Source organism: Lysinibacillus sp. FSL L8-0126, from assembly GCF_038630385.1.
Taxonomy (GTDB): Bacteria; Bacillota; Bacilli; order Bacillales_A; family Planococcaceae; genus Lysinibacillus; species Lysinibacillus fusiformis_D.
This window is the reverse complement of sequence record NZ_CP152028.1, coordinates 3,576,783-3,596,682: the sequence shown is the minus strand read 5'-3', so window position 1 is coordinate 3,596,682 and position 19,900 is coordinate 3,576,783. Positions and strand designations below refer to the sequence as shown.

18 protein-coding genes are annotated in these 19,900 nt (G+C 36.9%); 6 read left to right on the top strand and 12 right to left on the bottom strand.

What is annotated here, in order from left to right; genetic code table 11:
• Positions 1 to 77 precede the first annotated feature (77 nt).
• Positions 78 to 281, top strand: a complete 204-nt coding sequence (locus tag MHI34_RS17395) for a hypothetical protein (protein ID WP_342503708.1) — start codon at positions 78 to 80, stop codon at positions 279 to 281.
• 34 nt (positions 282 to 315) lie between these two features.
• Here the strand turns inward: MHI34_RS17395 and lepB are convergent, their stop codons facing one another.
• The 3 genes from lepB to MHI34_RS17380 all read right to left on the bottom strand — a co-directional run bounded on the left by lepB (position 316) and on the right by MHI34_RS17380 (position 2,486).
• The gene (gene lepB / locus MHI34_RS17390) at positions 316 to 876 is read right to left on the bottom strand and encodes a signal peptidase I (protein WP_338654622.1); all 561 of its coding nucleotides are present in this window, start codon (positions 874 to 876) and stop codon (positions 316 to 318) included.
• A 234-nt stretch (positions 877 to 1,110) separates the two neighbouring features.
• Positions 1,111 to 1,221 carry a hypothetical protein gene (locus MHI34_RS17385; protein WP_036129103.1) on the bottom strand — a complete coding sequence of 37 codons (111 nt, stop codon included), beginning with the start codon at positions 1,219 to 1,221 and terminating at the stop codon, positions 1,111 to 1,113.
• A gap of 323 nt (positions 1,222 to 1,544) precedes the next feature.
• Positions 1,545 to 2,486, bottom strand: coding sequence for an LCP family protein (locus tag MHI34_RS17380; RefSeq protein WP_058844179.1), 942 nt, complete (start codon positions 2,484 to 2,486; stop codon positions 1,545 to 1,547).
• Positions 2,487 to 2,783: 297 nt separating this feature from the next.
• Between MHI34_RS17380 and MHI34_RS17375 the strand changes: the two genes are divergently transcribed.
• Positions 2,784 to 3,872, top strand: coding sequence for an aminopeptidase P family protein (locus MHI34_RS17375; protein WP_342503707.1), 1,089 nt, complete (start codon positions 2,784 to 2,786; stop codon positions 3,870 to 3,872).
• Between the two features lie 14 nt (positions 3,873 to 3,886).
• Complete coding sequence (locus MHI34_RS17370) at positions 3,887 to 5,089, top strand: aminotransferase class V-fold PLP-dependent enzyme (protein ID WP_058844177.1); 1,203 nt, start codon at positions 3,887 to 3,889, stop codon at positions 5,087 to 5,089.
• 23 nt (positions 5,090 to 5,112) lie between these two features.
• Here the strand turns inward: MHI34_RS17370 and MHI34_RS17365 are convergent, their stop codons facing one another.
• The 5 genes from MHI34_RS17365 to MHI34_RS17345 all read right to left on the bottom strand — a co-directional run bounded on the left by MHI34_RS17365 (position 5,113) and on the right by MHI34_RS17345 (position 11,670).
• A complete protein-coding gene (locus tag MHI34_RS17365; protein ID WP_058844176.1) occupies positions 5,113 to 5,886 on the bottom strand; it encodes an IclR family transcriptional regulator in 774 nt (257 codons plus the stop codon).
• Positions 5,887 to 6,612: 726 nt separating this feature from the next.
• Positions 6,613 to 7,047, bottom strand: coding sequence for a MarR family transcriptional regulator (locus MHI34_RS17360; protein WP_036120548.1), 435 nt, complete (start codon positions 7,045 to 7,047; stop codon positions 6,613 to 6,615).
• A 25-nt stretch (positions 7,048 to 7,072) separates the two neighbouring features.
• A complete protein-coding gene (locus tag MHI34_RS17355; RefSeq protein ID WP_036120550.1) occupies positions 7,073 to 7,828 on the bottom strand; it encodes an SDR family oxidoreductase in 756 nt (251 codons plus the stop codon).
• A gap of 369 nt (positions 7,829 to 8,197) precedes the next feature.
• On the bottom strand, positions 8,198 to 9,931 hold the full coding sequence (locus MHI34_RS17350) for an ABC transporter ATP-binding protein (RefSeq protein WP_058844584.1): 1,734 nt from the start codon (positions 9,929 to 9,931) through the stop codon (positions 8,198 to 8,200).
• Positions 9,928 to 11,670, bottom strand: a complete 1,743-nt coding sequence (locus MHI34_RS17345) for an ABC transporter ATP-binding protein (protein ID WP_342503706.1) — start codon at positions 11,668 to 11,670, stop codon at positions 9,928 to 9,930. Before MHI34_RS17345 ends, MHI34_RS17350 begins: the two co-directional genes overlap by 4 nt.
• 718 nt (positions 11,671 to 12,388) lie before the next feature.
• On the opposite strand from MHI34_RS17345, the gene crcB reads away from it, so the two are divergent.
• From crcB to MHI34_RS17330, 3 genes are read left to right on the top strand one after another with little or no spacing between them, the layout of a single operon-like run.
• Positions 12,389 to 12,751: a fluoride efflux transporter CrcB gene (crcB, locus tag MHI34_RS17340; protein ID WP_330493260.1), complete on the top strand. Its 363-nt coding sequence runs from the start codon at positions 12,389 to 12,391 to the stop codon at positions 12,749 to 12,751.
• A complete protein-coding gene (locus MHI34_RS17335) occupies positions 12,748 to 13,077 on the top strand; it encodes a CrcB family protein (protein WP_342503705.1) in 330 nt (109 codons plus the stop codon). The genes crcB and MHI34_RS17335 overlap by 4 nt, the downstream gene beginning before the upstream one ends.
• 14 nt (positions 13,078 to 13,091) lie before the next feature.
• Positions 13,092 to 13,439, top strand: coding sequence for a hypothetical protein (locus MHI34_RS17330; protein ID WP_342503704.1), 348 nt, complete (start codon positions 13,092 to 13,094; stop codon positions 13,437 to 13,439).
• Between the two features lie 306 nt (positions 13,440 to 13,745).
• Here MHI34_RS17330 and MHI34_RS17325 read toward each other — a convergent pair whose 3' ends face one another.
• From MHI34_RS17325 to MHI34_RS17310, 4 genes are read right to left on the bottom strand one after another with little or no spacing between them, the layout of a single operon-like run.
• Positions 13,746 to 14,501 (bottom strand): class I SAM-dependent methyltransferase, encoded by a 756-nt coding sequence (locus MHI34_RS17325; RefSeq protein WP_036120565.1) that lies wholly within the window; start codon positions 14,499 to 14,501, stop codon positions 13,746 to 13,748.
• Between the two features lie 14 nt (positions 14,502 to 14,515).
• Positions 14,516 to 15,904, bottom strand: coding sequence for a lysine 2,3-aminomutase (gene ablA, locus MHI34_RS17320; protein WP_036120568.1), 1,389 nt, complete (start codon positions 15,902 to 15,904; stop codon positions 14,516 to 14,518).
• Positions 15,894 to 16,682 (bottom strand): alpha/beta fold hydrolase, encoded by a 789-nt coding sequence (locus MHI34_RS17315; protein WP_342504481.1) that lies wholly within the window; start codon positions 16,680 to 16,682, stop codon positions 15,894 to 15,896. The genes ablA and MHI34_RS17315 overlap by 11 nt, the downstream gene beginning before the upstream one ends.
• 2 nt (positions 16,683 to 16,684) lie before the next feature.
• A complete protein-coding gene (locus MHI34_RS17310) occupies positions 16,685 to 19,882 on the bottom strand; it encodes an AMP-binding protein (protein ID WP_342503703.1) in 3,198 nt (1,065 codons plus the stop codon).
• Between the last annotated feature and the right edge of the window lie 18 nt (positions 19,883 to 19,900).

The following is a 19,900-nucleotide window of genomic DNA, read 5'->3' as shown; positions in this document are numbered from 1 at the left end:
TTTTGAATTTCTGCTTATATTTCGACGAATTTGACCATACATATTAACATACAATAACTATTTTAAGAGGTGATTGTTTGCGCATAGTAGGATTTGTTTGCTATTTTTTAATACTATTTTATGGCGTAGAATTAGTAGTAGAAGAGTTCACGATTGAAGAACCAGCAATCCATTCTCCAGCAAAAAGTAGGCTGTCGCCCATTAAAGAAACCGTTGAAAATTCAAGAATTTGTGTCTATTATCCCACGTATAAAAGCTGTACAGATTTACCCCAAAATTAAAAAGAGGCTACTCAAGGGAGTGACCTCTTTTTCATCATTTTGAACCAATATGAAAATGGCTAAATGGATATAGTATTAATTTTGATTCACCGTAAACTGCATCCTCGGAAATTAAACCATAATGGCGACTATCACTACTTTTTAGGCGATTGTCACCAAGCACAAAAAACATTCCCTTTGGCACTTCTTGTTCATTCACTAATTGTTCCAACGTAAAGTTTTCCGTAATGCGTAATTGATTAGGATCCTCTGTTTGGCGATTGACATAATCTTCTTTGTACGCTTTGCCATTGACATACAATACATCATCTTTCATTTCGACTTTATCTCCTGGAAGACCAATTACACGTTTAATATATAACTCATCCTCTACAGGTGATTGGAAAACAATTTGATCGAAACGTTCGATTTTACTTGTTTTACTTACAATAATAATATCCTTATCATGATACGTCGGATACATCGATGCTCCCTGCACTTTGATCGGCGCAAATAAAAATTGCTTACAGCCAAAAACGACAACTGCTGTAATGACAATAATTTTAATGTAGGATATTATTTCTTTTTTAAAATTAGATGTTTTTTCCTCTTGCATGCTCATTCCCCGATACTGTTTTTTTATATAGTATAACATTTTCTCTATACTATTGACGAATGAATCACATAAATAGTTTCCAATTTATCGACTATGCTTTCGTATAATTGCGTCCAGATTTTTTCATGCTGACGAGTAAAAATGAACCTGTGACACCTGTTGAAATAACATAAAAAAATAGACAAGGCTACAAGGTAGCATTGTCTAAAAATGAACGTTTTAGTTGTTTGGTCATTATGAATGGTTAGATAGTGTAGTAGAGTGACGCTGCTCGTTTAATAAATCTGCTGCTAATACGATACCCACTGGTAATGCAAATGCTAATAAAATTGTGCCTATAATCATCACAATCACTCCTTTAACCATTTCTAATGTCAGTATACACTTAATTTTCTGACATTTCAAGAAATATTGAAAAATGATTGATGAAGCCATAAAAAAATCATTCAACTAGGCATGCGCCCTACCTGAATGATTTTTTATCTCTTACATAAACAATTTTAAACACAATACTTGTAGGCCTCTTATCGCTGATTGGACTGGATTTTTTCGCACTTTACGTTTAGGTACATAGCTTTGCATGCAATGATTCAGTGCTGTATACCTAAGCACCTGGGTCCTCCCATTCATTCATCTCCCTCCCTTCATGGCCCAAAGTTGTAGCTAACTTACTTACTTTTTTGTAAATGATTTTTTAAATCCGTTTGTATTTCTTCAAGCTCTACCTCATTCGGAATGTAGTACCAAATATGGTTAATCCTTTGACCATCCCCCTCGTCAAATGACAACTGTTCAATATCTGCATCCATCTTTTTATAAAGACCTTGCAGCTGAATAAGATCTTTGACAGAAAAGTTCATACGCACATTATCACCTAGAACATTCAGCATATCTGTTGCTTTTAATAACGTAGATGGTGTAGAAGCTTTTTTCATTACAGCTTCAATAATTTGGCGCTGACGAATTTGGCGACCAAAATCACCGCGCGGATCTTCGTAACGAATACGTGAAAAAATCAGTGCCTCATTACCGTCTAACGTAATTTCTCCCTCTGGGAAATGATATTCATCAAAAGTTAAATCCATATCATTATTGATGGTTACGCCCCCAAGCGTGTCAATAATTTGTAGAAAACCCTCCATATTAATAAACACATAATAATCAATAGGTATATTTAGAAAATTTTCCACTGTATCTACAGCCATCGGAACGCCACCAAAGGCATAGGCATGATTAATTTTATCAACGGTATCATGACCAATAATTTCTGTACGTGTATCACGGGGAATACTAAGCATTTTCATTGTCTGTTTTTCAGGATTCACAGTAATCACAATCATAGTATCGGAACGGCCGCTATCATCTTTTCGTTCATCGACCCCAAGCATGAGAACCGAGAATGGTTCTTTTTTGATCACTGTTTTTTCTTCGAGTTGTGCAGCATCAGTTGTTTGAATAAGTGGTGTATTTATTTTATTCATAGTTTTTTGGATGGTAAAGTAAGCAGCACCTATAAAAATTAAAAATATTGCTAGTAGGCTACCGACTATCCACAGCCATAATTTTTTCTTGCTCTTTTTCTCTTTTGAGCGTTTCATATTTTTTTCCATACATTAGTCCTTTCTTGCTTAACAATTTTGCCCCTCTTTTTGACGTATTAAGTTGGAAAAAAGTTTATCTAGTCTACTTATATGCATAATGGACGAAAAAAAGACGTACACTAGTATTTACTAAATTAACAGCATACTATTCCCTCATTTGTAAATTCCCTTCCTATTAGAGCCACCTATTAGGCTGACATCCACTTTATTTATTGAAAATTCATTATTATTAATATATAATTTTAAGATACGCTGTATCTATAATAGAAACAATTAATATAACTTATTTTTAGGAGGAATGACCCTATGTTTCAAAATAGAAGAGAGAAACTAGTTTCCTATATGCAGCAACAGCAAATTGATGTGGCGATTCTTGTACCTGGGTCGAATATGTCTTATTTTACAGGTCTCCAGTTAAAGCAAAGTGAGCGCTTAACGTTAGTGGCTATCACGGCTAACAATCAATTATATTTTCTAGTACCACAAGTAGAACTAACAAAAGTTGATACGGAGTGTGCGAATGCTATCGTATCTTATTCAGATGAAGAGGGACCGACACAGGCCATCTGGCAATTAAAAAAAGAGCTGGGAGCGTCGCAAACACTTGGTGTGGAATTTGACACGATGCACGTAAAGGAACAAAAAGCAATCGAACACCTTACATATAACAATTTATGTGACATCGGTGAATCCATTCGTGAACTCCGTATGAAAAAAGAGCATCATGAAATAGCCTTGATGCGACAGGCTGTGCAAATTGCAGAAGAAAGTCTTGAAGCAACATTGCCAACGATACGAGCTGGTGTTTCAGAAATGGAAGTCGCTGCACAATTAGAATATGAAATGAGACGACGTGGTTCAGAGGGAACACCTTTTGGAACCATTGTGGCATCAGGTTACCGAGGAGCGCTTCCCCACGGCAGAGCAAGCATGAAAAAAATAGAGACAGGCGAATTGATCGTCATAGACTTTGGGGCCATTTATAAGGGCTATGTGGCAGATATGACTAGAACGGTAGCTTTAGGGGAGATTTCTCCAACTTTAAAAAAGATTTACAGCATTGTTAAACAAGCCAATGAAACGGCAATAGAAGCGATCAAACCAGGCATGACAGCACATGACATTGATGCTATAGCAAGAGGCATTATTCACGCCGCAGGCTATGGTGACAATTTCACACACCGACTTGGCCATGGTATTGGTTTAAGTGCACATGAGGAACCTTATATCATGCAGCATAATCAGCTAGTATTAAAACCTGGTATGGCATTTACAGTGGAGCCAGGTATCTACGTTCAGGATGTCGGCGGTGTTCGTATCGAGGATAATTTAATTGTTACAGAAAATGGTTATAAGAATTTAATGACCTATTCGAAAGAATTAATCATTTTATAAGGCTGGTGCGCACAATGTTAAATATGATGAAAATACAAAAAGATATGCCGCTACTAGAGCACTATATTTATTTAAACACGGCTGCTGCTTCTGCCATGCCCCAGCCAGTAGTGGATGTAATGACTAGCTATCTTCAAAAACAAGCGAGTATTGGTCCCTACTTACCCTCTTTTCGTCAAGAAATATATGCACAGGTAGAGCGTATACGAGAGAAAAGCGCATTATTTATCGGCGCCAAAAAAGAAGAAATTGCCTTTGTGCCAAACGGTTCAATGGCTATTAATTATATAGCAGGGGGCTTGCAATGGGAACAAGGTGATGAGGTCATTGTGCTCGATACAGAAATGTTAAGTAACTATGTGCCTTGGCTTGCCCTTCAGCAACAAGGTGTTCAGTTAAAAGTTTTGAAAACTAATGCGGAGTATCTAGTTGATTTACAAGAGCTGGAGCAACTCATCACGCCACACACAAGATTGATTGCCTTTGCCCATATGTCCAATGCTGCTGGTGCACTCCAGCCCGCCAAGGAAATTTGTCAGCTGGCACAGCAACACCATGTATTAACATTGATTAATGCCAATCAAACTGTTGGTTTAACACCGATACATGTTGCAGAGCTTGGCTGTGACTTTTTAGTTGCCTGTGGCCGAAAATGGTTGCGCGGCCCTGAGGGTTCAGGTATTTTATATGTGCGCCAAGCGCTTATCCCAGCACTCACACCTATTATGATTGGCTGGGGTAGTACCCAGTGGGATTATCAAAACGATGAGTATTCTTTTTTAGTAACAGCGAAACGTTTTGAGCCAGGCTGTCCAATCATCCCAAGTATTTTGGGATTGGGAGCAGCGATTGACTATGCCAACGCTATTGGTATTCACTCTATTTATGAAAGAGTACAACAATTAACGAACTATTTAGTGGAACAGCTCTCAACCATCCCAGGTATTGTGTTATATGGTCCGCAAAATAGTGCACATCGATTATCCATTACGCCGTTTAATATAGAAGGGATTTCTCCAGATGAGCTAACGAATGAATTAGCAGAACGTGGGGTCATTATTGAGGCTGGCACATTTATGGCCAATGCCATTATGGAACGTAATCAGATTAGTCAAATGGCTCGTTTTTCCCCACATTATTTTAATACGTTTGAAGAAATAGACACGGCTGTATCGTTCATGAAGGAAATCAGAGCAAAGGCCCAAGATAGATATTAACTATCTTGAGCCTTGTTTCAAGCTTATTCATGATACAGCTTAAAGCTATACTGATCGAAATAACGTTGAATATTCATCGCTCCATATTGAAGAACATTCACCATTTCAGGTAACTTTTCCTCTGTTGGTTTACGATAAATAGGTCCTGCAATCGTTAAAGAAGCAATTACTTCTTTTTTGCTGTTAAAAAGAGGTACACCAAGCCCAAAAACAGAATGAGCATATTCCCCCGTCGAGAAGCACCAGCCTTGTTGTTGAATTTTTTCTAAATCGGCTATCATTTCTGCGGGGTCAGTAATCGTTTCTGGGGTTAATCTTTTCATACCATGCTCCATAATCTCCTTCTTCCGATCCTCAGGTAGATAGGCCATGATGACTTTACAAGAAGCCCCAATATGTAGTGGTGTTCGTGTGCCCATTGACACCGAAAACTTAATTGTTTGAGAGCCTTCAGCTATTTCCACGGTGACGCCATCTTTGCCATCTAGCCAAGTTAGAAATACCGACTCTTTAATGGTTTCTGCAAGATTTTTCATAATTGGCAAAACAAAATCAGAAAGATTTAATTTATCTTTCACCATCTGACCATACTCTAAAAAACGAAGCCCTAATTCATATTTTTTTGTCTCAGGATTTTGAATCAGAAATCCATGACTCTCGAATGTAACTAAAATTCGATAAATAATAGAATGACTAATATTCATCTCCTTTGCTAATTCACGCACACCCCATGTAGGATTTTCTTTATTAAAATATTTTAAAACCTCTAATGAGTTATCTAATGTTTTTAATGTCATTTCACACCTCGATTGTCTCTATAATAGAACCGCATCTTGATTATAAAATGAAGCTGGACAATTTTCAATAAATTCAACTATTTTACAATTAGATTTTAAACAAAATATTGAGTTCGGGGGCCCTATCTGTTTAGAGTGATTCTATTCGAGCAAAAGGTGCGCTCTATCCACTAGTTTTCCTGTTCTATCCTTCACTTTGAGTATCCTATCCGTTCAAAGCCATTCTATCAGGCAAAAGGTGCGCTCTATCCACTAGTTTTCCTGTTCTATCCTTCACATATTGAGTTCTATCCTTCACTTTGAGTATTCTATCCGTTCAAAGCCATTCTATCGGGCAAAAGGTGCGCTCTATCCACTAGTTTTCCCGTTTTATCCTTCACATATTGAATTCTATCCTTCAGTTTGAGTATCCTATCCGTTCAAAGCCATTCTATCAGGCAAAAGGTGCGCTCTATCCACCTGTTTTCCCGTTTTATCCTTCACATATTGAGTTCTATCCTTCACTTTGAGTAATTCTATCCGTTCAAAGCCATTCTATCGGGCAAAAGGTGCGCTCTATCCACTAGTTTTCCCGTTTTATCCTTCACATATTGAGTTCTATCCTTCAGTTTGAGTATCCTATCCGTTCAAAGCCATAGACTTCCACCACCTATGACATTAATATAAATATCCAGCAAAAAATCAACTCACCTCTATAAAATTTCTTAGAGGCGAGTTGATAATTAGCTAGTCATTTTTCTGTTGAATTCCCTGTACTAATTTCTCTTGAATCAGCAAATATTGGGCAATTTCCTTGTCATCTAATACTTCAAAAAGCTGTACAAAGACCTCTTTCCCGATGGATTGAGCCTTCGCCAAAGCTACTTTCCCCTCTTCCGTAATTTGCAAGCGAATGGTGCGACGGTCAGATGGATCATAAAGTCTTTCCGCTAATCCAAGCTTAACCAATTTTTCTGCAATGCTTGTCATAGCACCTTTCGTATAGCCAATGGTTTCAGCTAATTCTGCTTGTTTTTGAGGGCCTTTAACATGTAGTTCGTTTAACACTAAAATCGGTGAAATTCCTAAAGGATATGGAAACGCTTTTGTAAAGCGTATAATATTGGCATTATTCACCTGTTCAATCATATGAATGAGTTTAAAAATATTTGTCTGTTTCAAAAAAATCCTCCTCGAACGCCGCGAACTAATGAAGCATTAGTGAACCTCCATCCACCATAATCGTTTGACCCGTGATGTATTGGGAATCGTCAGAAGCTAAGAAAACAGCTACTCGACCGATATCTTGCTCAATATCACCAAAACGACCAAGTGGAATTTTACTTCTAACCGCTTCATAATATTCTGGTTGTGCTTTTGCCCATGCCTGTACACCTGGTGAATCCGCAAGTGGACTAATGATATTGACATTGATACCAAAACGTCCCCATTCATTTGCGGCAACACGAGAAATACCGCGGATTGCTTCCTTAGCTGCGGCATAAGCTGCCTGTGTCTCATGGCCTTGAATACCTGCCCCAGATGCAAAGTTAATAATATTGCCCTTCGTTTCTTTTAAATGTGGGAGTGCTGCTTGCATTAAATAGAAGGTTGGATAAAAACCTGTCCCAAACGATAAATCAAGATCTGCCTGTGTTGTTTCTTCTATTGTAACTTGTTTCGCAGCATGAGCGTTATTAACTAGCACATCTAGTTTACCGTATTTTTCTACGACTGTATCAATAATTTTTGGTAATTGATCGCGTTCCATTAAATTCGCCTGCAAAAACATAGATTTTGGTGAGATTTCTTGCAATTCTTTTGCCATTACCTCACCCGCCTCTGCATTTAAATCAACAATTGTAACGACAGCCCCTTCCTTTGCCATTGCTTTTGCCATCCCACTACCGATACCGCCTGCTCCCCCAGTAATGATAACCACTTTGTCTTGTAGTTTACCCATCGCTAACACATCTCCTTTTCTTTCATTCCCAAATAGTTTAACATTAAACTATTTGATTTTAAACTAAATTGCTTTACCTTTATCCGTCACTACTATCACTTTATAATCATTCAACTAGCTATTATTTTTTGTTAAACGAATAAAAAGAAAAGCCTATTTTGGAGAAAGGTTAATCCAAAATAGGCTTTTCAAAATTCAATTAACCCTGTCTGCATTCAACGCCGACTATCCAATAAAATTTTTATTGTAAAACCATTTAAATGCTTTTTAAGTTATCTATTTTCAATCAGATATTACGACACTTTTAATGTATGTATATCCTTGTAATGACAAAGCCCCACTTTTATGAAGTGGGGCTTTCCATAGATTTTATTGTAAGGAATTCGCTTGCATTTGATACATTTTGTTATAAATACCGCCAAGTGCTAGCAGTTCATCATGCGTGCCATTCTCTATAATTTGTCCTCGATCAAGTACAAGGATACGATCGGCATTTTTAATCGTAGACAGTCGATGGGCAATAATAAATGTTGTTCGTCCTTTTTTCAGGACATCCATTGCATGCTGAATAATTTCTTCCGTTTCCGTATCAATATTCGATGTCGCTTCATCTAAAATTAAAATCGCTGGATCGAAGGCAAGTGCCCGCGCAAACGAAATCAGCTGACGTTGCCCTGAGGATAACGTACTACCTTTCTCAATCACTGGCTCATCATAACCATTAGGTAAGTTCGATAAAACCCGTTCGCCTCCTACAGCATTTAAAGAAGCTTCTATTTTTTCGGATGATATATTAGGGTTGTTTAAGCCGACATTTGAAGCAATCGTACCTGTAAATAAGTAAGGATCCTGTAGCACTATTCCCATATGTTCACGCATCGTTTGACGAGGAACAGAGGTGATATCAATGCCATCAATGGTAATTTTGCCTTTTGATGGATCATAGAAGCGGAATAACAAGTTCATAATGGAACTTTTCCCAGAGCCCGTATGACCAACTAAGGCAATCGTTTCACCTTGATGTGCCTCAAATGATAGGTTTTTCAGCACGTATTCATTGTCTTTATAAGCAAAGGAAACATCCTCGAATACGACATTGCCTTTATATCGTGGGAGGCTTTTTTCAGAGACAGGCTCACCGTCTGTATCTAGCACCTCGAAAACACGTTTCCCAGCAATTAGAGAACGCTCAAGCTGAGAAAATTGGTTCACGATGTTCGTAATTGGATTAAATAGCTTTGTTAAATAATCAACAAATGCATACAAAGTACCCGCTGAAATCACTTGGGTAGCTGTAAATGATTGCGTACCAAAATAAAAAATAAAGACCGTAAACATAATCAGCCTTAACGTATTCACAAGGTTAAAGGATGTGGCTGAATCGAGCACTAATAGCTTACGTTCGTATGCATAATGCTCATTATTCATGTCATCAAATTCCTTCGTCATTTGCTGCTCACGACGGAATGCCTGAATAATAGTCATGCCTTGAATGGATTCATTAATCATGGCATTAATGTCAGCGATTTTTGTACGAATGACATCATTATACTTTGAGGCAAATTTTCGATACAAAATCATCCATACGTAAACAATAGGAATCATCGTTAAAGCTAGCATTGCCATTTTCCAGTTTAAAATAAAGAGTGCGATATATACACCAATGATGGAAATAAAGCTCGTAACAAAATTGGATAGCACCTGTACATATAAATTACGCACCGCTTCTGTATCATTTGTTACACGCGCAACAATTTTACCTGCTGGTAAATTATCGAAATACTGAATTGGTAAAGTTTGAATATGCTCAAAAACATCCTTACGTAATTTTTGAATGACGCGGTTTGCACCAATTTGTAAATAGATATACATAAAATAGCGTAATATAGCCGTTGCAATGGCTAACAGTAAATAAACGAGTAGTAGCCATGTAATCGGTTTGATTTCAATATGACCAATTGTCATGTAATTATCAATAATATGCTTGGCAATAAATGGCCCAACAAGCTCCGTAAATACGGCGATTGTAAGGAAGAATAAGCCTAGTAATATCGGCTTTTTAAAATGCATCGCATAGCGTGTTAAACGTTGACTCGTACTCATGAGGCACCCCCTTCTAGCTGCTGACGGTCAAATTGCTCTTTATACCATCCTTGTTGCGAAAGAAGTTCCTCATGTGTTCCCTGCTCTACGATTTGTCCATCATCCAACACGATGATAACATCCGCATGCTGAATACCAGATAGGCGATGCGTAGTAATAATCGTCGTTTTCCCATGACGTTCACGCTGAATATTTTCAATAATTCTTGCCTCTGTCTTGGCATCGACAGCCGAAAGCGAATCATCAAGCATTAAAATTTCAGGATCTTTAATCAATGCACGAGCAATAGATACACGTTGTTTTTGACCGCCTGAAAGAGATACACCTTTTTCCCCAACAAGTGTTTCAAGGCCCATTGGTAAATTTTCTAAATCTTTTTCAAAGTATGCGGCACGAATCGCCTGCTGTAATTCAGCTTGTGTCGCATCTTCTTTCCCAAATAATATATTTTCACGAATAGTACGTGAGAATAGCACATGATCTTGCGGCACATAGCCTATCCAATCAAGAATCTGCTCCTTGGTTTGAGAGGTGATGTCGATACCGTCAATGGAAAGCTGCCCCTGTCCGATTGGATACTCTCGCAATAATTGGCGAAGGAAGGTTGTTTTTCCCGCACCTGTCTTGCCGACAATGCCCAGCGTTTGACCTTTTTCCAGTGCAAGTGAAATTTGCTGTAAGTTTTTCACCTGACTCATTGGATATTGGAATGTTAAAGCATCAAAACCAATTGCATTAGGTGTCGCAATCATTTGTGGATTCGGAATATTTTGAACATCTGCATCATAGTTCAATGTTTCCTGCACACGATCCAGCGAGGCATTCCCTTGCTGCATAACATTGATGAGCTCTCCAATCGCAAAGATTGGCCAAACCGCTAATCCTAAATACACATTAAATGTGACCAGTTGCCCAACCGTCATTGCCTCTATCGCCACTAAATGAGCCCCGTAACCGAGTGCTACAACATAGCTAATACCTGTTCCGACTTTCGTAATCGGGCCGAATAATGCATTAATTTTAGCTGTATGAATATTTTTGGCATACACAATCTCACTCATATCCGCAAAATTAGCCTCATCCTTTTTTTCCTGCACATAGGCGCGCACCACTCGAACTCCTGCAACAGATTCCAGTACACTATCGTTCAGCTCACCAAAAGCGTCTTGAGCCTTCATATAGCGTTCATGAACAATTTTACCTAAATATTGTATGAGGATGGCCATAATAGGAACTGGTAACATCGCAAAAAATGTGAGCTTCCATGAAATCATATAGCCCATCGCAAAAATGATAAAGCCCATATAAATCGTTGAATCAATCAACGTCATAATGCCAAAACCAGCTGTCATGGATACGGCATTTAAGTCATTTGTTGCTCGTGCCATTAAATCCCCTGTACGGTTTTTCTCATAAAACGTTGGAGTCATGCGTAAAAAATGCTGCATTAAATTTCGACGTAATATTTTCTCAAGGTTAATAGCTCCTTCAAATAGTCGGAATTGCCACACAAAATTTAATAGATAGCCCCCAATAATAATCCCAATAAAAATGAATACATATTTTGTTAAAATAGCTGGTGTCATTTCTCCTGTAGTCAATAAATCGATAATGGAGCCTAATAAATATGGAGGAATGACCTCTAATCCACTGGCAATCATGAGTACCACAATGGCAACCGTATATTGCTTCCAGTATTTTTTAAAGAACCAGCCTAATTTACTTAACACATCAAACATACATTATAACCTTCTTTCTTCCGTGCTGTTGTGGATGACTACCCACTTTCTAGAAATTCCTTTTTGAAAATCATTCGTTGTACTGTGTTTCTCATATACATACACTCCCTTTTAGTATTCACTACAACCTTTTTGGCACGAAAAAAGACACATACCCTAAAAAGAGCATGTGTCTCTTATAAAAGGCAGGATTGAACCCATACCTTTTTATGCAATCTTAAATAAGCGTTAGGCATGGACAATGTATGTAACTGTAATTGAATTTGATACTGATAAAATTAACATTGTCATGCCCTCCCTTGGTTTATTTGTTATAGTGTTCTTGAAGATTATCACACTATAGAAATATTTGTCAACTATCACCCTGTTATTTTTTTATCATTTTCAGGAAATAGTTAGTGCTTTAAAGCGTTGAATTATTGAAAAGAACCAAAGGAAAGCATAGGCATAAGTGGTTGATTGACTTTAACATTACAGTAAATGTTAGGTCGCTTATATTGACCAAAAGGATGAAATGAACAAAAAGGATAGAGAGAAAGAAGGCTCCTTCACAAGATTCAAGCACTCAAGGCTTGTTTCTTTTACAAAGCTATTGGTCATAACAAAACGATTATTACACGAAATCATTTTATAGGAAGGCTAACAGAAGAAATATTTCTAAAATTTTCATCTCATGATACACTTTCAATATAGTCATTTTTAGTAAGGGGTCTTTACGTTGAAGACATTTTTAGCAGTTGGGATCGGCGGATTTTTTGGCGCAATCAGTCGATATGGTCTTAATCTGATTTGGCCAAGCACGAACGGTTTCCCTTATACAACACTTTGTATAAATATAGTTGGATGCTTTTGCTTAGCATGGCTTTTCACCACTTTTATAAAACGCACACCGATTGTAGTAGGACTTGGAACTGGCTTTTGTGGTGCTTTTACTACTTTTTCGACATTTTCCTTAGAGACACTGCTCCTCCTTGAAAATAATGAGTGGCTACAGGCTGTACTTTATGTTGTCGTAAGTGTTTTAGGAGGACTAGCAGGTGCATGGCTGGGGATACGACTTGCAAGGGGGCGCATGGTATGATTTTGGTCGGGATTGGGGGAATTTTTGGCGCTTTGTCAAGATTCTATTTAGGAAAATTACTTGTACATCCATATCCATGGGCAACTTTTATCATTAATTGTACAGGCTCCTTTGCACTTGGTTTTTTATTCGCCCTGCATGTCAGTGACTGGTTATGGCAGTTGATAGGCATAGGCTTTTTAGGAGCCTATACGACATTCTCTACGTTTGGGTTTGAAACACTACAGTTTATAGAGCAACAAAAATGGAGACAAGCCATTAGCTATATTGCCAGTACCTTGCTAGTTGGAATTCTATTTGCTGCTATCGGTTATCTTGTTGTATAAAGAGGTGATATGTATTGACACAGCCATCAAATGAGCAACTCCAAGAACTTGAAGCTGAAATAGAACAAACACTCTATTCACTTATTGGGCTAGAATTAGAAGAAAATTATGCCGCAATGAATACACAATTTGCCTATTTACTAGCAAAGATTCAGGCAGCACAGCTAATTGATTACAAGCTTGATGTCCTCGTAGAACCTCAAGCTTATACAACGGAAACTTGTATTCTGCTACAAAGCTTAATAGAAGCTAAGACGAGGACAAATAAAAGGCATAGATTATTAACACATCGTATGATTTTAAAAATATGGTTACGTAAAAATCAACGATTCATGAGGGAATTTTTACCTCAAATGTTTTAGGCGCCTCTTTTAAATGTATACGTTCTTTTCCAAATAAAGTTGTCTGTTGTAAAATATCTAAATTAATATAGATGTTTTTCCTTCTATCATCATGGGCAGTTTTGGTTGACGGGATATACCTCAAGGCTCGCCCCATCGCATGCTGTTGCCCTTAACCTACTGAAAATAGGAAGTCCCTACTACTTTCAGCAGAAAAGGAAAAAGTTCGATTTGGAAAACGAATCGTTCTCCAATCGAACTTTTAAGGGCTTTAAGAACAACCTTTTTTTATGTTGAGGTTCTATAATTTAAAGTCGTTATTAACTGCTATTTTTTTATAGCTTCATACGTAAATACCTCTGAACCATTTGTTGGATATTTATTATACTCATAATCCGCAGAAATCGTAACATCTTTAAATCCAATATCTTGTAAAATTGCTCGAAACTCTTCTACTCCATACCACTTTAATGGGAAAACTTCTAACTCAGTGTCAATTAGTTTCGTATTTTGCCATTTCTGATATTTATTGTGAGTAATAGTAAATTGATTAATGTAGTCCACATCTACCAATACTTCTTCCAACGTTATAGAGTCACCGTCTTGATTCTTTAATATTCTAGTTGAAACATAACCCTTCTCAAACGACTCAGGAAGAAAAGTATCTACTATTAAGCGGCCTCCATCCTCTAGGTGATCATAAAAACACTTTAAGGCTTTTAAAGAATCTTCTCTTTGATGCAATAATAGGAACGAGCCAGTCGGAATAATAATCGCCTCATATTTTTGTTCCAAAGAAAAATTGCACATATTTAATGAATATAGATTTGGTGAAAGCTCTCTTTCTGCACAATTTTTTTTGCATAATCGTAACATGTCATCAGAAAGGTCAAAACCTTCAATATTTAGCCCTTTATGCAATAGAGGTATTAAGATACGTCCATTACCAACGGCAGGCTCTAATATCTTTCCCTTAACGCCTTCTAACCTTTCTGAATAATACTCTACATCGCCAAATGTTTTACCAATATATTTATCTATATCATATAATTCTGTAGATAAACTACCATAAAAACTTACCATCTCTAGTCTCCTATCTAGCATTTATTTATTTTCTGTGCTTGTACTATTTTCTTTTGTTTTAAAAGATCTCTATTTTCTCTTTTATCCTTTAATGTCTCTGCCCCCTCTTCTTTATATCTTTCTCTTAATTTATATCGCGGAAGATTTGTAGGTACTAAGCTTTTCGAAGGTTCAGCCTCTAAAAGCTTTGAAACGCCTGTTGATTCGTATGATTTTAAATCATACACTTCAGAGAAATAACTATCGGCTGTACCTGACTCATAGTGCTTTATCTCTGGATAAGAAGAAATAACGCCTTCATAATTTCTTAAAACGACTTTCTCAGGACTGTGAGAAAGTATATAATTTGGCTGTAAAGCTATCTTCCCACCTCCGTTTGGTGCGTCTACTACGAATGTTGGTACAGCATAACCAGAAGTATGTCCTCTTAAAGATTCAATTATTTCCAATCCTTTAGAAATAGGCGCTCTAAAATGGCTAATCCCTTCAGACAGATCACACTGATAAATATAGTATGGTCTAACCCGGATTTTAACTAAATCATGTACTAATTTTTTCATTATTGGCACGCTATCATTTATGCCTGTCAGAATAACAGATTGATTCCCAACTGGAACCCCCGCATTGACCAATTTCTCACAGGCTTCTTTCGCTTCATCGGTTAATTCTATCGATGTATTGAAGTGTGTATTTAGCCATACAGGATGATATTTCTTTAAAATCGTACACAAATCATCCGTTATTCTTTGAGGAAATACTACTGGTGCTCTAGTACCAATTCGAATGATTTCAACATGCGGTATGTCTCTTAAACTGCTTAAAATATATTCGAGAATTTTGTCATTAATTAATAAGGCATCTCCGCCCGATAATAAAACATCTCTGACTTCTTTATTATTCCTAATATAATCAATAGCTCTATCAAGCTGCTTTTTAGGTACTGCCATCCCCACCTGTCCAGAAAACCTTCTTCTTGTACAATATCTACAATACATGGAGCATTGATTGGTTACCAAGAACAATACTCTATCAGGATACCTATGAGTTATACCTGGTACAGGAGAATCTTCATCTTCATCCAACGGATCTTCTAGATCATAGTGACTCTTCATAATTTCAGCAGATAATGGAACAGATTGCATGCGTATTGGACATCGTACATCATCTGGATTCATTAAAGATGCATAATAAGGAGTTATATTCAAAGGTATTGTTTGTAGAGAAATTTTCACTCCTTCTTCTTCTTCAGCAGTTAAGTTGACAACTTTCTTTAAATCATCTAACGTTTTAATAGTGTTCGTTAATTGCCAATGCCAGTCATCCCATTGCTCTTGGGTAATATCTTTCCAAAGTTCAATTTCCCTATAATGTCTTCTTTCACCTGGTTTAAGTTTAGTCTGCATGAATCACCTCTCCTTTGATGTTGGTATAAATAGTCATGAGTTCCTTTGTCAATTCTTTCGCAGGCTCCTCATTCTCACTTAAGTAAAAATGACCACCATTAAAATACTTACACTTATAGTCATTGAGCGTCATTTTCTCCCATAGCTTCACTTCCTCATCAGGAACTGCTGAATCTTGTGCACCTAGCCAAAGTTCCATTGGATAGTTGATAAATGCTTTGTCATCGAATTTAAATGTATCAAGTAAATGAAAATCTCTGCCTGTAACATCAACGATTGAATTAAACAGCTTCGAGTCAGACTCAAGCTCATTTGGCACTCCACCTAGCCTTCTAATATCTGCTATGACACTTTCCCTCGTTCGCCTCGTAAACGGAGCTTCAGGATGCGTCGCATTATTAGATACAGTTATAGGGGACCTAGCAGCTGAAATAATTAATTTTTTAATATATTGACTTTTATCATCCAGTAAACTTGATAAAGCATAGACAAATAGTCCACCTAAACTATGACCAAATAAAACGGCTGGGCGATCAATATAATGAAATACTGTTTTAAAAAGATATTCTTTTGCCTCACAAAATGTTGATAGAAACGGTAAATCATTAGTCATTCCCCTACCAGGTAATTCGAACAAACATACTTCTATATCTTCAGATAAATCTCTCACTAAAGGAACCATCGAAAGTGCCGAACCTCCAGCATGATGAAAACATAGCAATTTTAATTTTGCATGTGGATTTGGGTTATATACTAGATATCCTTTTTCTTGTTTCATCTTCACAATCTATGACCACCTATTATTTTCATAGCTTCCTCCACTGAAAGCTCGCCTTGTTTCACTTTTTCAAGTACTTCAATTTTGCTGTAAGATGGAACAGTACTTTCTTGGATAGGCACAGCTTCTTTTCTAGCCGTAATTTCTTCTACAAACCGATTAATCGTTGGATATCTGAAAAGATCACCAACTACAAACTCATACGAAGGCAACACTTTTCTAAGTAAGTTATATAATTTCAGTACAATTAAAGAATGGCCACCTTGATCGAATAGGCTACGATTCAACTGTACCTTTTTTCCTAAAACTACTTCCCATGTCTCTCTTACAATATCAACCATATCTCCTGACATTGAGATAGTCGATGTATCGGTTAACTGATTAAGTAATTCTTCAGCTTGTTTCCTTAGCAAAACTCTATCAATCTTGCCATTCGTATTGCGGGGTAGCCTTTCTAAAGGAACAATAATATTCGGAATAGCAAAATCCGGAAGTATCTTAGAGATACTACTATTAATGGTCTCAATACTTTGGTCTGTTCCACTTATAAAGGCAATTAAAGTATTTTCACCGTTATTACTTGGAAGACAGATAACAAAACATTCCATACCTGGTTGAAGGGATAATAACGCGTTCTCTACTTCTCCTAATTCTAATCGATAGCCTCGAATTTTTACTTGCTGATCACTGCGCCCATAAAATTCAATCACTCCATTAGCGTTCAACCTAACTAAATCACCAGTTCGGAAGTAGTTAACATCATTCAGAGTATAACTATTTGAGGTAACTAAACCCTCCTCGGTTACATAGCCTTTTGTTACTTGTTTCCCTCCAATGTGTAGTTCACCTATCATGCCAGGGGCTACCGAATTACCTGATTTATCAACAATTCTCACCATTGTTCCTGGTAATGGTTTACCTATTGGACAAAGTCCGGATTTAGAACTATCATGATCGTTATTACACGTATATACTAGAGACTCAATTGTACATTCACTTAGACCATAACCATTGTAAAAATTGACGCCTCCCCAAAGCATGTCACATATTTCATTCTTTTCTTCAAGTCTGAACGTATCAGCACCTACCACTATCGTTTTTAAATCTTTTAAGATAATATTTTCCTCATTTAAAAAGTGAATAAATTCCCTTACTAAAACAGGTGTTGACTCCAAAAATGAAATTTTATATTTAGCTGCCATTTCTGCTAAATATGCCATATCAATTCTTTTATCTTCCTCGCAAACAAACAAGCAGCCATTCGTTGACCATGCCTTCAGCAAATCACCTAAAAAAACATCGGATGTCCAACTCCCTAGTTGAAGAACATGTTGTTCACTAGAAAGGTCATAAAATCGTTTCCAGCTTTGGATTAGTTGTGACAACCCTTCTGCTTTTAATGAAACAATTTTAGGTTCCCCTGTACTACCAGAAGTAGAAATATAATATGCCACATCTTCCGAGTTAAATCTGTAAGCCTCGCTCATCATTTCTTTTTCATCCGCACTACGTTCAATAATGGTTGGGATGTTATCTAGGAATAATGATGTTTTTGGCTGCAATATGTCTAATGTACGTTTAGTTCTTGCTTCAGGTATACTCGTATCAATAGCACACCATGCCGCACCTATTGTCCAAGCAGCAAAAATACCGATCGCTGTTTCAATACTTTTCTTTCCTACCAGTGCAACTGTATCCCCGCTCTGTACTCCTTCTTCGAGCAGTTGATTTGCCACAATATTGCTATATCTTTTGACATCACGATAACTTAAATTTCTTTGACCATCTGAAATGGCTAAGGAATCATCCCTGTGGTCTCCTAAAATGGATTGAATTGAAAAATTTTCAGACGTAGTAGGAAATTCTGTCGTCAAAACATTTTTTAAATATAGCTCTTCGCCTTGTGTTAAGTTAATATTTTGGACCAACATATTATTATAGTTATCTATATTTTCAAATATATACTCAAGAGAATCTAGAAGTCTTAGAAGCTCCGTTTTCTCATAACGTTGTTGATCCCAACCTAATCGTAAGCATATGGAGTCTTGCGTAATATCAAATGTTACCGATAATGGATCAGAGCTTGTTCCATATTGGTGAACCAAATCACCATTCTTTTTATTATTTAAAGTTCCCTTGAAATTTTGGAAAATGACAGAGGTTTTAAAGATTTCTGTATCTCCAGACACCCCACCAAATTGTAATAATTTAGAATACGGAACCCCGCTGTTTTCAGAAACATCTTGCAGATGATCCATTGTCTGTAGACAGACTTCTTTTAATGTTAGTTCATCTTCTATATCTATTTTGACGGGTAATGTGTTTATAAGCATTCCATTCATATCACTCGACTCTATTAATTGATATGGTCTTAATGCAAAAGTCGATCCTACGTATAGCTTATTCGTATGTTGATATCGATTGATTAACACGCCCCATATTGTTAAAGCGATACTTGAAGTTGTAACTCTATTCTTTATGCTATAGGCATGAAGATTTTCTGCTGCTCTCTTGCTTAACTCTTTATCGATATACATGAATAATGGCTTTTGAGTGATATGTTGTGACTTTTCTATAGCTAATGTTTCGGCTTCAGCTAAATCACTTAATACATTTCCCCAATATTTTTCCAGTCCTTTTTGATACATTGGATCACTAATATAATGTAAATAAGGTTCTATATCTGGACGAATGGCTAATGAAGTGACATCCTTATTTAACAGCTTAAAGAAATCTTCAAGTGTTTGAGCAATTGACCAACCATCCATAATGATATGATGATGCACCCATACTAATAAGTTTTTAGATGGTTTCCAATTTTGAATAAGATAAAATTGTTGCGTCTTATTCAGCATCGTTTGCTGTAGCCTACCAATCTCACTTTTAAACCAATTCTCTATATTCATAAATTCATCTTGAATCCTTAAATAATTAACCTCTACTACATTGATGTCTTCTACATTGTTTTGAATAATTTGGATTGGTTCTATCTCTTGCTCCCACTCAAATTTTGTTCTTAATGCCGGGTTGGCTTTGGCAGTATTTAACCAAGCATCTTGAATCTCTTCGAATGTAAATGAATTAGGAATTTCATAAGATAAAATTTGCCAATATGCATCTGATGTTGGATCCTTTAACGTTTCCATTAACATAACTAGCTGCAATGGTGTTAACGGGAGTTTCTTATCATTTTGTAGCATTCTATACTAACCTCCTTC